At 45.3% G+C, this 15,075-nt stretch carries 16 protein-coding genes; 14 read left to right on the top strand and 2 right to left on the bottom strand.

The features are described 5' to 3' along the window. Positions 1 to 447: 447 nt before the first annotated feature. From MBEAL2_RS29575 to MBEAL2_RS21185, 11 genes are all read left to right on the top strand, one after another. Entirely contained in the window at positions 448 to 1,074 is a 627-nt protein-coding gene (locus tag MBEAL2_RS29575; RefSeq protein WP_052947891.1) for a TetR/AcrR family transcriptional regulator, read from the top strand. Positions 1,075 to 1,321: 247 nt separating this feature from the next. Then, a complete protein-coding gene (locus MBEAL2_RS29570; protein WP_052947890.1) occupies positions 1,322 to 1,735 on the top strand; it encodes a helix-turn-helix domain-containing protein in 414 nt (137 codons plus the stop codon). Continuing rightward, positions 1,732 to 2,451: an RNA-guided endonuclease TnpB family protein gene (locus MBEAL2_RS31255; RefSeq protein WP_052947889.1), complete on the top strand. Its 720-nt coding sequence runs from the start codon at positions 1,732 to 1,734 to the stop codon at positions 2,449 to 2,451. The genes MBEAL2_RS29570 and MBEAL2_RS31255 overlap by 4 nt, the downstream gene beginning before the upstream one ends. Positions 2,452 to 2,709: 258 nt before the next feature. Then, positions 2,710 to 4,158, top strand: coding sequence for an NAD(P)/FAD-dependent oxidoreductase (locus MBEAL2_RS21220; RefSeq protein ID WP_047154244.1), 1,449 nt, complete (start codon positions 2,710 to 2,712; stop codon positions 4,156 to 4,158). 78 nt (positions 4,159 to 4,236) lie between these two features. Beyond that, positions 4,237 to 4,776 carry a sigma-54-dependent transcriptional regulator gene (locus tag MBEAL2_RS21215; RefSeq protein ID WP_047154243.1) on the top strand — a complete coding sequence of 180 codons (540 nt, stop codon included), beginning with the start codon at positions 4,237 to 4,239 and terminating at the stop codon, positions 4,774 to 4,776. Positions 4,777 to 4,889: 113 nt separating this feature from the next. Beyond that, complete coding sequence (locus MBEAL2_RS21210; protein ID WP_052947888.1) at positions 4,890 to 5,870, top strand: BMP family ABC transporter substrate-binding protein; 981 nt, start codon at positions 4,890 to 4,892, stop codon at positions 5,868 to 5,870. 21 nt (positions 5,871 to 5,891) lie between these two features. Further along, positions 5,892 to 6,656, top strand: a complete 765-nt coding sequence (locus MBEAL2_RS21205; protein ID WP_047154242.1) for a CHASE3 domain-containing protein — start codon at positions 5,892 to 5,894, stop codon at positions 6,654 to 6,656. Further along, positions 6,653 to 7,804 carry a sensor histidine kinase gene (locus MBEAL2_RS21200; protein ID WP_052947887.1) on the top strand — a complete coding sequence of 384 codons (1,152 nt, stop codon included), beginning with the start codon at positions 6,653 to 6,655 and terminating at the stop codon, positions 7,802 to 7,804. The genes MBEAL2_RS21205 and MBEAL2_RS21200 overlap by 4 nt, the downstream gene beginning before the upstream one ends. 58 nt (positions 7,805 to 7,862) lie before the next feature. Continuing rightward, the gene (locus MBEAL2_RS21195; protein WP_047154252.1) at positions 7,863 to 8,279 is read left to right on the top strand and encodes a response regulator; all 417 of its coding nucleotides are present in this window, start codon (positions 7,863 to 7,865) and stop codon (positions 8,277 to 8,279) included. A gap of 9 nt (positions 8,280 to 8,288) precedes the next feature. Further along, positions 8,289 to 9,230, top strand: coding sequence for a sensor histidine kinase (locus MBEAL2_RS21190; protein WP_052947886.1), 942 nt, complete (start codon positions 8,289 to 8,291; stop codon positions 9,228 to 9,230). Between the two features lie 111 nt (positions 9,231 to 9,341). Further along, complete coding sequence (locus MBEAL2_RS21185) at positions 9,342 to 9,644, top strand: 4a-hydroxytetrahydrobiopterin dehydratase (protein ID WP_047154241.1); 303 nt, start codon at positions 9,342 to 9,344, stop codon at positions 9,642 to 9,644. Between the two features lie 36 nt (positions 9,645 to 9,680). On the opposite strand, the gene MBEAL2_RS29565 is transcribed toward MBEAL2_RS21185, so the two are convergent. Further along, positions 9,681 to 10,142, bottom strand: coding sequence for a PCYCGC motif-containing (lipo)protein (locus MBEAL2_RS29565; RefSeq protein WP_052947885.1), 462 nt, complete (start codon positions 10,140 to 10,142; stop codon positions 9,681 to 9,683). A 122-nt stretch (positions 10,143 to 10,264) separates the two neighbouring features. On the opposite strand from MBEAL2_RS29565, the gene MBEAL2_RS21175 reads away from it, so the two are divergent. After that, positions 10,265 to 11,047, top strand: coding sequence for a hypothetical protein (locus tag MBEAL2_RS21175; RefSeq protein WP_152667881.1), 783 nt, complete (start codon positions 10,265 to 10,267; stop codon positions 11,045 to 11,047). Here the strand turns inward: MBEAL2_RS21175 and MBEAL2_RS21170 are convergent. Next, on the bottom strand, positions 11,044 to 12,558 hold the full coding sequence (locus MBEAL2_RS21170) for a long-chain-fatty-acid--CoA ligase (RefSeq protein ID WP_047154239.1): 1,515 nt from the start codon (positions 12,556 to 12,558) through the stop codon (positions 11,044 to 11,046). The genes MBEAL2_RS21175 and MBEAL2_RS21170 overlap by 4 nt on opposite strands. 256 nt (positions 12,559 to 12,814) lie before the next feature. On the opposite strand from MBEAL2_RS21170, the gene MBEAL2_RS21165 reads away from it, so the two are divergent. After that, positions 12,815 to 13,489 carry a lytic transglycosylase domain-containing protein gene (locus tag MBEAL2_RS21165; RefSeq protein ID WP_047154249.1) on the top strand — a complete coding sequence of 225 codons (675 nt, stop codon included), beginning with the start codon at positions 12,815 to 12,817 and terminating at the stop codon, positions 13,487 to 13,489. A 230-nt stretch (positions 13,490 to 13,719) separates the two neighbouring features. After that, positions 13,720 to 15,075, top strand: coding sequence for an efflux RND transporter periplasmic adaptor subunit (locus MBEAL2_RS21160; RefSeq protein WP_161798264.1), 1,356 nt, complete (start codon positions 13,720 to 13,722; stop codon positions 15,073 to 15,075).

Here is a 15,075-nt window from a genome sequence, read left to right as displayed (position 1 = left end):
TATGGGTAGGGGCCTTTTTGTGTTATAAAAAAGAAAGGAACCGCAAGGTTCCTCTAAGTAAAAAAGGATGAACCTTGCGGTTCAGACTAGCAAAAGAAAAGACCGTAAGGTCAAAACGTCAGAAAAAAGGAAGGGCAGTCCACGCAGACCGGTCTTCCTGACCCAGTGGAACCTCCCGGAGAGCAGAAAAAGCCCACCATTGTCTCCCGCCCCGAGCTACCCAGATGTTTGGTGGGCTCTGCTCGTAGAGGTGGAGCGGACAGTCCACCCTTCCCCGCGGAAGGGAAAGGCAAGTGGAATGAACTCCCTTTTTTCCCGCAAAAAGTTTTAATTTTAGCTATAAATGCAACTAATTTGCGACTTGTTTCGTATTTATAAATGAAGGATACTGCAAGTATAGGTGTTTTAGACCATATTTTAGAAGAGCTGATAAAGGAGTAGTACACAATGGAAAAAAAATATTCTCCACGAGTGAAAAGAACAAGAGATAAAATTTTAGACTCGGCAGTTCAAGTGTTTTCGCAGAAAGGGTTTCAGGCTTCCACCATTCGTGAAATCGCGCGTTCAGCGGGGGTAAACGATCTGACTGTCTACCGCCATTTTGAAAGCAAGGAAAAGTTGTTTAATGAAATGTTTCGCCAGCACACCCTTCTGTCGGAGATGAACAATTTCATAAATAGCCGGGTAAAAGGGGACTTTAACGCAGATATCCGGGCTATTATTACAATGTTTGTTTCTACCTTTAAAAGGGAGATCGCACTTGTGAAACTTATATTAATTGAATCCGAGAACATGATAGAGTGCAGGAAATACCTCGCTTCCTTCACGGGTACAATTATTAAAGATTTAACGGCGTTCTTTATACATTACCAGGAGAGCGGAGTGATTCGTCCGGAAGCGAATTGTTATGCTATTGCTTCAAGCCTTTACAGTACCGTTTTTGCCCGCGTATACTCGCTTATTTTATATGGGGATGTAAGAGAAGAGCAAGACTGGATTTCAGAAGAAGAGCTAATCGAAGGCTGGATCGATATGTATAGAGCGTCGGCTACAAACGTCCAATATGTTCATTAACATACTTTAAGTACCGCCATTTACATAAAACACGAATGAAGAGGACCGACATGTGTAAAACATTCGTTTTTTTTCTTGCTCGTTTTGACATAACAAGTTATAATCATATAGGTTTGAAATAAGTTTGTGTGACACTCTCGTGACTTTAGTCATCAGTTAGCCACAAAGCACTTTGGTTTTGACCTTCTATTTTACCTGTATATCCCTTATAATAAGAATGTATGTTCGAGGAATGAGGGATGCATAAATGCCAAAGGTTGCGGATAAAAAGAAAGGCGCATCGTATAAAAAAGAGAGACCTGAAGGTGTTATCGTGCGCTATCAGGGATACCGTTTTCGTATCTACCCTACTGCCGAACAAGCAGCCCAGTTTGCCAAAACCTTTGGCTGTGCTCGCTGGGTGTACAATTTTTATTTATCCGAACGAAATGAAGTGTACAAAAATACGGGTAAAACCCTCACCTTTACCGATTTTAATAACGCCATCAACCAGCTTAAAAAACATCCGTACTTCAATTGGTTAAAAGAGGTGGACAAATTTTCACTAAGCAATGCCATCCTCAACGCGATACGGCTTTCAAAAACTTTTTTGAGGGTAACGCTCGATTTCCACGCTTCAAAAGCAAACGAAAAAGCAAACAAAACTATACAACCAACATGACGAACGCCAACATTAAAGTCGATTTTGACCGGAAAGTCATCCAACTGCCGAAGGTGGGTGAGGTTTCTTTCCGATGTGGTAAGAAAGTCAAAGCCATAAAGGGAACCATTAAAAGCGCGACCATTAGACGTCACAGCAGCGGGCTCTTTACCGTTTCGATAGTAACGGAAGAACAAATACAAAGAGAAGACGTTCAAATCTTCGATTTGTCCAAGGTAAAGACAGAAGACATCATGGCCCTGGATATGGGGTTAACCCACTTTGCGATTACGTCCACCGGACAAAAAATCGACAATCCGAGATATTATCAGGAAAACCTGGTGAAAGTCGCCTCCCTTCAACGCAAGCGAAAAGACTTCCTGCATAAGGTGTCTTTCGAACTCGTTGACAAAAACCACGTCATCGTCATCGAAGACCTGAATGTGAAGGGAATGATCCGGAATCGCAAGCTGGCAAAAAGCATTCAGGATGTGGGCTGGGGCATGTTTAAAACGTTGCTTTCTTACAAATGTGAGCGCAAAGGAAAAAGACTGGTTCTCATTGACCGTTTCTTCCCCAGCAGCACCAAGCAATGCCATGGCTGTAAAGAAAAGAATCCCCTGCTTTCCCTATCCGACCGTGTATGGGTATGCCCGTCATGCGGGTGTGAGCACGACCGGGATCTTAATGCAGCTATCAATATTTTAGAAGAGGGGATGGCCCTCTTGTACGCATAAAATCCTTCTTTACTTACCGTGGGAACCACGGGGTGTGCCTGCTCGTGTGTATGGATGCGGGATACCGGGAGAGTTTCTCTTCTGGTAGTGGAGAAAGTGCAAGCCTGAGGTCAAACTTCGCTGTTTTCGATGAAGCAGGAAACAAGCGACTCGCTTTCGTCCGTTCGAGTTTTCACGTCCGCAAGGACGCAGAATCTCGCGACTTTAGTCGTGAGTAGTTCAAATAAGATATATTTGCATCCAAGGGGGACACCGATTATGAAATATGATGTGATAATTGTAGGTGCCGGACCCGCCGGTATTTTTACGGCATATGAACTCGTCAGAAAAAGCCCTGACTTAGATGTTTTATTAATCGATAAAGGGCATGATATATTTAAACGCCACTGTCCCATTCTGGAAAAGAAAATAAAAAAATGCCCCCCTCCAGCGGGAAGAAAGGATTTCAGCGGTTGCCTGCCGGCCTGTTCAATAACAAACGGCTTCGGGGGAGCCGGGGCTTACTCGGATGGTAAATTTAATATTACAATCGAGTTTGGCGGATGGATGACCGATTACCTTGAACCGTCTAAAGTGCTGGAATTGATTCGTTATGTTGATGAGATCAATCTTGAACATGGAGCGACGCTAAGCATTACGGATCCGACAACCGAGGCGGTTCGTGAGATTGAAAGGAAGGGTGCCGGCGTTGGTTTAAAACTGCTGCGGGCCAACGTGCGCCATCTTGGCACAGAACAAAATCTCCAGATTTTACAGAGTATATATAAAGAACTGGAAACAAAAATCACGATGAAGTTTCGCACCGAAGTCGCCGACATTCTTACCGAGAAAAATGAAGAGGGGCTCGCGATCACTGGCATCGAATCAAAATCAGGTGAAATGTACCTGGCAGACAAGGTTGTCATTGTGCCCGGCCGTGACGGATCAGAATGGTTCGGAAACATATTGAAGAAACAAGGCCTGCGCCTTCTTAATAACCAGGTGGATGTCGGCGTGCGCGTCGAAACAACAAATGTTGTGATGCAAGAGATTAACAAGCATTTATATGAAGGCAAATTCATTTATAAATCTTCGACCGACCAAATTATTCGCAGCTTCTGTTCGAATCCAAGCGGACATGTTGTGGTAGAAAACCATAGTGGGGTTATGGCGGCTAACGGCCACGCTTATAAGGATGAGAAGCTTGGCAGCCCGAATACGAATTTTGCGCTGCTCGTTTCTCATGTTTTTACAGAACCTTTTGATAAGCCAAACGAGTACGCGAAAGAAGTATCGCGAAGAGCGAACGACCTGTCAAATGGTTCCGTTATTGTCCAGCGGTTCGGGGATATAAAAAAAGGACGCCGTTCAACGGAAAAACGTATAAAAGAAGGATTTATAGAACCGACCCTAAAAGAAGCGGTGCCAGGTGATTTAGGTTTGGTTTTGCCATATAACACGATGAAAAGTTTAATTGAAATGGTAGAGGCGCTTGATCACGTAACCCCCGGCATTGCAAGCGAACATACTCTGTTTTACGGGGTTGAAGCAAAGTTTTATTCCGCAAGGCCACACCTGACGGTGAACTTCGAAACGGAAATCAAAGGTTTGTACGCAGGAGGGGACGGAGCCGGCATTACGCGGGGGCTGGCTCAGGCAGGCGCCTGTGGCATTCATATTGCCAGAGACATTCTGGCAAAAGTCGCGAAACCATTAGAGCGGGTTTAAACAGTACCTTCACTTCTTCAAAATCTCTCTGTACCTGCCTATCCTGTGCTATAATGGTAAAAACAGGGGGAATGCATAATGGCGGATAAGCTGCGGGTTCTTATCGTTGATGACGATGTTGATATCTGCTTTTTGATGGCGACAGCTATTGATTCGCAGAACATAGAAGTCCTCACCGCTCATACCGGTCAGAGTGCCTTAACATTATATGAAGAACATCGGCCGGAGCTTGTGCTGCTGGATGTTCAACTGCCTGAAATGAATGGGATAGAGATCCTTGCAGCGCTCAAAGCCATTAATCCGGATTGCCAGGTTATTATGGTAACGGCCTATGCTACCATCGAAACAGCTGTTCAGGCGATGAAACTCGGCGCTCTCGATTATATATGCAAGCCGTTTAAACTCCCGCACCTTCGTGAAACGGTGCAAAACGCAATGGAGTATATAACGATGAACACTTTGGAAACGCTGCCCACTCTGGAAGAGGTAGAAAGAACGCATATTGAGAAGGTTCTCACAGAAGTAGAAGGAAACAGAAGGCTCGCGGCTGAAAAGCTGGATATTTCACTGCGCACTTTATACTATAAAATCAAACAATACGACATTCAAAACAATTAAAATCCAACGGCAAAAACGCCCTGGATTTTTTTTCTGCAATTTTTGCACTTCTGACCTATGGTAAAATAAGTTTACAATGATTCTATAGCCATATAGAGAAGGAGTACCGTAATATGAGGGTCATAATCATTGTTATTCTTGTTCTTATCGCAACTGCCTGTTCTCCTCTGTTTCAGGTTGAAAATGCAGTCAGGGTAAAAGAAGGAACATCTTTTCATGCAGCTCTTCTCGTAGAAGGCGAAATATATGACCAGGGATGGGACAGCCAGGCTTATAAAGGGTTAAAAGAAATAGAACGCACGATGAATGCTAAAGTGAAGGTTGTTCAATATGTTGATAATGACGATAAAAGAAGAAGTGAAACGGAAGCGCTGGCCAAAGAGGGATACCAGTTGATTTTCGGGAATGGAAGAAGCTTTGAGCGTGCATTTAATAGCCTGGCTAAGAAATACCCGAACACGCACTTCGTTTTTTTTAATGGACAGTCGAAGGAAACGAATGTATCGGCCATGAATTTTACGCCTGAGTCTATGGGGTATTTCTCCGGTATGGTTGCGGGGCTAATGACAAAGACGCATAAGGTTGGCCTCATTCCAGCTTATCAATCCATGAAGGAAATCGATTCTTTTGTAAAAGCAGTTAAGGAACAGAACTCTGCTAATCAAGTTTTAATAGAAGAAGTGCAAGATTGGAATGATGGGGAGAAGGCAGAGAAAATCGCCCGTGAAATGATAAAAAGCGGGGTGGACATTCTCGTGCCGATGGGTGATGGCTTTAATCTTAAAGTAATCATGGAAGCGCACCATGCAAACAGGCTCGCCATTGGGTATATCTCCAACCAATCTTTTGTATCCAAAGAAACGGTAATTACAAGCACGGTTCAGCATGTGACGAATCTATATGTGGAAATCGCCAAGAAATATCAAGAGGGCACATTGCAGGGAGGAAGTCTTTATTTTGATTTTCAGGATGGGGTTCAGGAATTAGCCCCTTTTGGCCCAATGGTCCCCCCGGAAGTTCAAAAAAAGGTGATGCTTCGCCTGGCACAGTATAAAGAAGGGAAGTTTACCCTGCCGGTTGTGGTACATAAATAGGAATGGTCTGGAGTTAAAACGATGAACATGTTTCAGAAATGGAATCATTTGTCCATCCGGATGAAGCTATTCAGTGGCTTTCTTGCCATTGTGCTTACCGGAGGAATCGGCATGCTGATTTTAAACGTTCAGCTCCTGAATGTTGTGCGTAATAGCGAAGAAGTGACGAACCAGTCCGTTCCCAAGCTGGTTACCCAGCTTCAGGTAAAAAGCATGATTATGGAACGGATTAATTTTGTCATGCTTTACGTTACGACAGGAAATGAAGACTTTGTTAGAAAGTTTGATGAGGCAAGCGGCCGGGCAGCCCAAATTGAGAAAAAGCTGCTTGACGGAGCCTCCCCCCAGGAAAAGTCTGCTGTTGAGCAATTTATCTACCATAGCGAGGACTGGGAGTTTTTGCTGCGGGATCGGGTAATACCGGTGTATCAATTGGGCAACAAGAAGGATGCCATTTCGACATTAAATACGGAAGCGCAGCCAATCGCCGTGAAGTTAATGAACGAAGTGGAAAAGCTCTCACAGCGTAAGTCGGCAGAGCTTTATGACATTTACCAGGATGCGATTGCGAATGCATGGTCCGCCGTTAAGCTTAGCTATGTTGTCATTGGCGTAATCCTTCTGCTTGCTATTTATTTCGCCCTATATCTGTCCCGAATGATGACCCATCCGGTTCTATTTTTACTGCATGGTGTAAGAAAAATGACAAAAGGGGATTTTACAGCCCGGGTTGATGTGAAAACCGGGATGAACTTGGGGAACTCGGAAATGCTTTTAATCAAATGAGCATTAGCATTTCACAGCTTGTTGCTGAGCTCCAGATGGCTAACATCCGATTAAAGGAAGAGTCAGCGCGCGCGCAGGAAGCAACCCGTCTTAAATCAGAGTTTCTTGCTAACATGTCGCATGAATTGAGAACGCCTCTAACCGGCATCATTGGATTTGCTGAATTAATTTATGAGGGGAAAGCAGTTGGAATGCCGATCCCTTCACAAAAGCAGTATGCTACAAACATCATTAATGCAGCCGAGCATCTCCTTTCTATGATAAATGATATTTTGGATTTAACAAAAATTGAGGCGGGAAAATACGAGCTTGAATTGTCACGCTTCAATTTAGCTGCACTAATAGACAGCGCGCTAACGATGCTGGCACCTCGCGCGGAAAAGAAGGGAGTCCGGCTTATAAAGAATATTCCGGATCCAATAAAACCTATTATTACTGCGGATGAAATACGCATAAAGCAAATCCTTATTAATCTATTATCCAACGCGATAAAGTTTAGTTCGGGCGGCAGTGAGGTGTCGGTATCGGTAGAGCAGGCAAATGAGTCGTTACGCATTCGGGTTATTGATCAAGGGATTGGGATCGAGGCGGACAAGCTGGATAAAATATTTGAGCAATTTTATCAGAACGATGGCAGGCTTGAGCGGAAATATGAAGGAACGGGCCTGGGGCTCGCGCTTACTAAACAGCTTGTAGAACTGCATGGCGGAACAATTACAGTCGATAGCACGATTCATGAAGGAAGTATTTTTACAGTTTGCCTGCCTGCCCTGTATCAGGCAGATAACAAAGTGGAGAAACTCTCCCAAAATGAACGGGCAGGCAACATCCTGCTGCTTTACACGGCTGAATTTGCTTCAAATCTTGCCGCGATGTCTGAACGGCTTCAAAAAAATACCATCCACCTCGATGCGTTTATGGTAAAATCGGAAGAAGAAGTAAATCTTCCGCACATTCCAGACTATGACCTGGTTATTGTCGCTGATGTCAATTATAAGACGGAGTACTTGAATATACTTGAATCGATCCGGTCCCGTTACGCAGGTATGCTTCTTGCTTATTTTACAAATACACCGCGGTTTGTCGAGCGCGGGCAAGTCATGCGCCTTGCTGATAGAGTCATTCATTCTGCTGATGAAATACTATAGGAAGCATAAGTACATGAGCCTTCCTAATATAATGGATAAGGTAAAGGGGAAACAGTGTATGAAAAAACAAATTTTACTCGTCGAAGACAATCCTTCGAACAGAGAATTATTTGTCGAGATTCTTCATTTGAATGAGGAGTACGAATTGCATTTGGCGGAGAGTGGAATGCGGGCGCTTGAGATGCTTGAAAGCTTTCGGCCGGATTTGATTCTAATGGACATTCATATGCCGGAGATGGATGGATTGGCCGTAACACGTACGATTAAGTCGATACCGGAGCTCGCTTCGATTCCGATTGTTGCGCTTTCTGCATTAGCGATGAAATCAGATATTAAATCTGCGCTGGACGCCGGGTGCAATGGTTATATTACAAAACCAATCCGTATTAGAACATTTTTGGAACAGGTTGAGACTTATATTAAGCAAGAGGTACAAACTGAGTTTTCTGTTTCACTTCTTGGCAAAGAGGAGTAGGGCTGCCGCGTGAAGAAGGAAAAAGACATATATTCACTTCAAATCTCTATTTTTCTCCTGTTAATTACCATTCTACCGCTGGTAGGATGGTTTGTTTATATGGGAATCACGATACCAAAACCATACGGAAAAGAACTATGGATTAGCGTCACGATTAACATCATTCTGCTTGGGCTCATCTGGATGGTGAGCAACAAGATGGCTGCCCAATACCGGATGCTCGAGGAGACAAACAGACAGCTGTCGGAACTTGACAGGCTGAAAACGGAGTTCCTGGCCAATGTTTCCCATGAACTCCGGACCCCCCTCACCGTTATTATGGGATACTCAGAATTGCTGACAGAACGGCTTTCCCAGAAGGAAGGAGAGGAGGCCGATTTGAAGTTTGTCCAGACAATTCACCGTAAATCGGAGGACCTGTTGAATTTAATTAATGATTTAATTGAATTGTCGCGTATTGAATCGGGAAAGGTCGAGATGAGGATGGCTTACATATCCCTTGATGAGATTATAAGGGAGACCGTAGATGAATTGAGAACAAACGCCGATAAAAAAAATCATACGCTTGAGGTCCTGACGCAGGAGTCTCCGCTGAAGCTGTATGCGGACAGTGGTAAAATCAAACAGATTGTAAGCAACCTGGTGCAGAATGCTATCAAGTATACACCTGCGGGCGGAAGGATCGTCGTACGGGCCTATATTAAGAATGGAACATGCTTTGTTGAAGTTGAGGATAACGGAATTGGAATTTCCGAAGAGAACCTCCACCGGATTTATCAGCCGTTTAAGCAAGTAGATTCATCGTATAACAAGAAATATGAAGGATTCGGCCTTGGCTTAGCCATTACAAAGAGCCTGGTCCAGTATCATAGAGGTACAATTGATACGAGAAGCGTCGTTGGAGAAGGATCGACCTTCATTGTTTCATTCCCTATAGAAGGAGGTAAATAGTTTCAAGCAAAGCAAAAGCGGGTAATAGGAGGGTAATAATACATATTTATCGTAAACGCATATCATGAAAATACGCGAATACAATAATGGAAAAGAGAAGGGATGATGTTAATGGCGAAATTATTGCAAGAACAAATTGCATTGAACCTGTCTAAAATTCCAGGCTGGTCATCGGAAGGCAGCCGTTACATCGAGCGAACGATTACTTTCGCCGATTTTCGCCAGGCGCTTGCATTTGTCAACCAGGTAGGCGAATTCGCTGAAGCGGCAAACCATCACCCTGATATTGACATACGATACAACAAGGTAACCATAAGGTTGAGTACCCACGAGGAAAACGGACTTACAGGAAAGGACTTTGCCCTTGCCCAAAAGCTGAACAGCATAACGCTTCCCCAGTCAAAGGCGATATAGAAAAAAAGCAGATCCGCGCAGGGTCTGCTTTTTTTCTTACGGTTTGTATGTCCGTTTTGGTGAATCCGCCCCGTATTCTCCTTCATACTTCTTTTTAACTTCCTGCTTGATTTCATCTGCAGATTTTCCCGCGTCCTTCATCGTAATGACATCGGTTGCCACAGCGATTGCTTTACCGCTCGTCATCCCATGAGAATTCCACGCAAGACTTCCATCGGCGTTGACCTTATAAAAAAAAGCTTCCAGAACACTATTGTATGGACTTCCGTCATAGACAGGAACTTGCTTCATTATATCCTGGTGCTCCAGGGCAAGGGCATACACGCTTTTCACGCCGCCGTCCGCAGTCGTTAGAATTTCGGGGAGATCGTGAATACTGGCAGTCGTTTCTATCGTATCGCCGTTCGGCAATGTTTCCTGTTTATTACCGGAAGAACAGGATGTGAGGACGAATAATAATAAAATAAACAGAACGAGTATCGTATTCCTGTTTTGCATTTGTGCCGCTCCTTTCACCGATAGCACATCCATTATAATTCAATTGGCTATTATGCGAACCGTGAAATTGTTACAATTTTTGGATGAATATAAAATTACATACCTGATAAGGGCATATTTTATTGTACAAGGCATACATAAAAATTATAAAAGATGTGGGCGAGCTTAAAGGAGATGAGCAATCGATGTGGCTGCGGAATATTATCTGGTTCATTCTGCTCGTAGGCATCATCATGTTCAGCATACTGCTCTTTTTGCTTGTTATGGACCCGGTACCGGATTACAATCCGCCGGCAACAAGTGAACAGACTGCGGGAACAGGTCAAGGAGTGACAGCCGAAACGAAGCAGCCGCCCTCCTCTCTAAGTCCGGGAGACACGAGCCATGCGGAAACAAAGCAGCAGGATACGACAGATAAGCAGAAGGTGGAAACTCAAACCGGGGATACAAAAAAGGAGCAGATAGAGCCTGCTCCAAAGGAACCGGCGAAGGCGGAAAATCCCGCCGGGCCGGGCCAGACACCTGTTCCCTTTTTATATCAAATGGGGCGGGTTACAGGCTATCTTACCGTCATTTTTTTTCTTTTTCCTATCGGTCTGCTTTCAATGACAGGAAAGCGTCAAACGTTTGCTATGCGGCGTTTCTCCACGGGAGCGCTCCCTTTCTTTCCTCTTTCTTCATTGCTAGCCCTATCGGCAGCCATGATCCATGGAGGAATGATGCTGCGCATGGTGGCTGATTGGAATCGTCACCTTGTATTCGGGGTTGCTTTGCTCTGTTTTGCTGTTCTTTTCCTTATTAGAGCGAGCCTGATCTTTATCAGCTCCAATACAAAGGGAGGACGGGCGTTTCCTGTATTTATCGCTCTTATCCTCTTGCTGTATGTGATCCACGTAATCGGTTAATCCGGTGTCCGTTTCAACTCTTTTTTCAGAATTTTTCCTGCCGCGTTTTTAGGCAGATGGTCAACAACTTCCACGTGGCGCGGCAGCTTATAGGAGGCGAGCTTTGGCTTCAAGAAATCAAGAATGCTTCTCCGGTCGAGGCTCTCCCCTTCCTTGGCCACTACAAACGCTTTAATGACCTCTCCTTTTACCTCATCGGGCACGCCAATAACGGCGGCTTCGAGAACGCCCGGGTGCTGGTACAGCACTTCTTCAATTTCCCGCGGGTATACGTTTAAGCCTCTTGTAATGATCATATCTTTTTTGCGATCTACAATATATACATAACCCTCATGGTCTATATATCCCATATCGCCGGTATGAAGCCATCCGTCTACAATGGTTTCCGCTGTCGCTTCAGGTAGATGTAAATATCCCAGCATGACGTTCGGGCCTTTTACAATAATTTCGCCGACTTCATTCGGTTCCAGCATTTTCCCCTTATCATCAATGATGCGCACCTCTACGCCAGCCAGGGGCAAACCGACGGAGCCGGGTTTTTTCTCCCCGTGCAGAGGATTAAAACAGACGACAGGGGAGGCTTCCGTTAGACCATACCCTTCCATAAGCGGAATGTTATAATGGTGGACGAACAAATTAAGAATCTCAACAGGCAGGGGAGAGCCGCCGGATACGGCAAGGCGCAAATCAGGAAATGCAGCTTTTCCTTCCCGCAGCGCCTGGGCAAGCACAACAAACATGGCGGGTACGCCGCAGAAAACAGTGATTTTATTCTGAACGAGAGATTGCATAATTTCTTTCGGATGAAACGCTTCATGAATGACGATTGAAGAACCTGCAAACAGCGGAAGCAGAACGGAGGTAGTGAAGCCGAACGTATGAAACATCGGCAGCACACAAACAAACACGTCCTCTGCTTTATGGTGCAAGGCTTCCATACAGGATGCGGTGTTGGCCATTAGGTTGCGATGGCTCAGCATGGCACCCTTCGGCTTTCCCGTTGTTCCGGAAGTATAGAGAAGGGTGGACACGCTCTCAGGGTCGGGGTCGGGAAAATCAGACGGTTCCAGCGAGTAAATGACTGACGTTAATTCGCTTCCAAGCGTAAAGACGTGCTCAAGCCCAAGCCCTGCTTTTAATGCTGCTGGTTCGCTCTTTAGCTTTGTGAGGATATTTTCGTGAATAAACATCGCTTTCGCGTTGGAGTCCCGGATGATGAATACGATTTCTTCCAGCGTTAGCATGAGGTTTAAGGGCACGACGACGGCTCCGAGTTGTGTGATGGCAAAATAGCTGTAAATAAACTCCGGTGTATTGTAGCAGCTGAGCGCGATAACGTCCCCTGCCTTGAGGCCCTCCTGTTGAAGGTAGGTTACATACTGTCTTATGGTGCGGTGCATTTCCTCGTATGTAATCTTCTGATCATGGTAAATGAGTGCGGGATCTTCCAGTTTGGAACGTTCCGTGTAGAAGTTTCCGAAATGAAGCTCTTCCAGCTTTTTAAATGGCAAAGTACGATTCCTCCTTTTTTACATTAGTATACAGGGGACAGGAACACGTGTAAAATTTCCCTATCATTATGGTGGAAATAAGAACGGGAAAATAGTTCTTTTTTGTTGCGGGAAAAAAAGGTAAAATAGGAGAATATGAATGAGAGTGGAAGGGGTATACAAGATGGAAGTTGCTTCGTCGCGCTGGCTGGCCGAAACGGTTGTTCTGTCTCTTGCCGAGAAAGATCCGAAGCTAAAGGAAAAGCTGGGGCAGCAGATGTTATCCGCACAATCGGAAACATTCTCAGATCTGCTCGCGGCAGCCGTAAAGGATGAGAGCGCTGCGCTTATTAATAATCCAGATCAAAACGGAAGTGGTTCTTCCTTTCTGAACGCCATGCTTACAGCATCGTATCAAATGAACCCGGCGTTTCAGATGACCGGAGACGGTACTGGCGAACAGGACGGGGAGCCGATTGTACCTGCCATTTCCACACCTGTATTGAACACAGCGCCGATTTCATATCCGGCAGCGGACAATGCACCAGCAGTTCCCGTATCCGGAACGAAGAATGAGATTGAGCGTGCCATTGCTGCGGCAGCCGCGAAGTATAGCGTTCCGCAAAATTTGCTGCGGGCAGTCATTCACCAGGAGAGCGGATTTGACCCGAATGCTCAGTCAGGTGTTGGGGCGATGGGTCTCATGCAGTTAATGCCAAACACGGCGTCGTACCTCGGTGTGAAAAATCCGTTTAGCATAGAGGAAAATATAGATGGGGGCACCCGGTATTTAAAGTCGATGCTGGATAAGTATGACGGTGATATCTCTTTATCGCTGGCCGCTTACAATGCGGGGCCGGGAAATGTAAAAAAGTACGGGGGAATCCCGCCGTTTAAAGAAACACAGAATTATGTACGCAAAATAACCGCCATGATGTCGCATATGGCATAGGTTTTATACTGAAAAGGCTCCTTCCGGCTCAAAGTTTGAGTGGAAGGAGCCTTTTTGCATTATTTTAGGCAAGAAAATACGATTATCGTAGGAGCCGTCCTCCGTCTGGAGGCGGAGGAAACGGAAAAAAATGGTTGGTAAAATAAGAGTGGAAACATATGGAATGCCATCTTATCCGTTCTACCCGGGCAAGTCGTGCTGAAAAGAAAAAAGAGAGTAGGGAGACCGTTGTGAAAAAAAGATTGATTTTACCGATTATCGCTATCCTGGCCGTCAGTTCCGGCTGCAGCCAGCCTGCAGCCTCCAAGGCGCCGGAAGAAGCAAAAAAAGCAAAGGTTGTAGAAATCATTAAGATAGCGCAGCAGCAGCAGCCCATCATGCTGACCAAATCAGGTGTCGTCCAGGCGAAACAAGAGGTGAAGCTGGCTTTCGGAACGTCAGGAAAAATTATTAGCTTACCGGTGAAGAAAGGGATGCAGGTGAAGGCAGGGCAGGTTCTGGGAGCCCTTGATACATCAGCATACCAGAGCTCCCTTGCCCTGTCTTCTGCGCAGATTCAGGAGGCGCAGATAAAACGGGCTAAAATTCTCAAGGGGGACAGTAAGGTTACTGATACATACGATAACAGCATGAAACAGACAGACGACTCACTGGCCAACACAGAGGACGCTATAAAAAAGCAGAAAATCAAAATTGAAAATGATAACCAAACGTTGAATCAGGATAAGACTGACCTTCAGAGAAACGAAGCACTATTTGCGAGTGGTGCCGTGTCCAGGGTAGAGGTAGATAACCTAAAAATAAAGGTGGATCAGGCTGAATTATCATTGCAAAGTGAGCAGGTACAGCTTACCGCGCTCGAAGGGCAGAAAAAAAGATTGCTGGAGCAAAAGCAATTAACGGCTCAACAAAGGCAGAAAGCAGTCCAGGCGGAAAAGGACAATACGGATCGTCTGGCTTCCACAGCGACCGAAGTGGCCAGTGCGAAAAATGGCATCACACAGGCAAATAAGAACATTCAGGACGCAAAAATAACCGCTCCTTTCTCCGGCACGATTGCCGAGGTAACTCCTTATGTCGGGGATATGGTTTCACCGGGGACTGCGGTCGCCACTCTCGTTGATTTATCACAGATAAAAGTAAGCGTCCAAATTGAGCCGTCTCTCATTAGCCAGTTTGCTGCAGGCAAAAAAATAACAATGAACCGGGAAGACGGAAGCAAAACGACGGGCACCGTTACGTTTATTTCCCCGCTGGCCGATTCGGCAACAGGCAAATACAACGTAGAAATAACAGCACCAAACCCTGATGGGGTATGGCGTGGGGGAATGGTTGCCAATGTAGAATTGCCCCGCACACTCTCAACAGGTTTCATTCTTCCGCTCCAGTGTTTAGGCGTAGGAGACAAAGGGCGATATGTGCTTGTTGCAGAGAATGGAACAGTCAAGAAGCGAATGATTGAAGCCGGACAAATTATCGGCGACAAGATTGAAATTCTCTCAGGCATTAACCCAGGGGACCAGGTCATCGCTTCCGGCATCTCTTTCCTCCTGGAAGGTGAAAAAGTGGAGCCGAAGGGGGAATAA

This window comes from Aneurinibacillus tyrosinisolvens (genome assembly GCF_001015055.1).
GTDB classification, from domain to species: Bacteria; Bacillota; Bacilli; order Aneurinibacillales; family Aneurinibacillaceae; genus Aneurinibacillus_A; species Aneurinibacillus_A tyrosinisolvens.
This window is presented reverse-complemented; position numbering and strand designations above follow the sequence as displayed.

Coding starts and splice junctions, on each gene's coding strand:
- MBEAL2_RS29575 (WP_052947891.1), top strand. CDS start 448: ATGGAAAAAAAATATTCTCCACGAGTGAAAAGAACAAGAGATAAAATT.
- MBEAL2_RS29570 (WP_052947890.1), top strand. CDS start 1,322: ATGCCAAAGGTTGCGGATAAAAAGAAAGGCGCATCGTATAAAAAAGAG.
- MBEAL2_RS31255 (WP_052947889.1), top strand. CDS start 1,732: ATGACGAACGCCAACATTAAAGTCGATTTTGACCGGAAAGTCATCCAA.
- MBEAL2_RS21220 (WP_047154244.1), top strand. CDS start 2,710: ATGAAATATGATGTGATAATTGTAGGTGCCGGACCCGCCGGTATTTTT.
- MBEAL2_RS21215 (WP_047154243.1), top strand. CDS start 4,237: ATGGCGGATAAGCTGCGGGTTCTTATCGTTGATGACGATGTTGATATC.
- MBEAL2_RS21210 (WP_052947888.1), top strand. CDS start 4,890: ATGAGGGTCATAATCATTGTTATTCTTGTTCTTATCGCAACTGCCTGT.
- MBEAL2_RS21205 (WP_047154242.1), top strand. CDS start 5,892: ATGAACATGTTTCAGAAATGGAATCATTTGTCCATCCGGATGAAGCTA.
- MBEAL2_RS21200 (WP_052947887.1), top strand. CDS start 6,653: ATGAGCATTAGCATTTCACAGCTTGTTGCTGAGCTCCAGATGGCTAAC.
- MBEAL2_RS21195 (WP_047154252.1), top strand. CDS start 7,863: ATGAAAAAACAAATTTTACTCGTCGAAGACAATCCTTCGAACAGAGAA.
- MBEAL2_RS21185 (WP_047154241.1), top strand. CDS start 9,342: ATGGCGAAATTATTGCAAGAACAAATTGCATTGAACCTGTCTAAAATT.
- MBEAL2_RS29565 (WP_052947885.1), bottom strand. CDS start 10,142: ATGCAAAACAGGAATACGATACTCGTTCTGTTTATTTTATTATTATTC.
- MBEAL2_RS21165 (WP_047154249.1), top strand. CDS start 12,815: ATGTTATCCGCACAATCGGAAACATTCTCAGATCTGCTCGCGGCAGCC.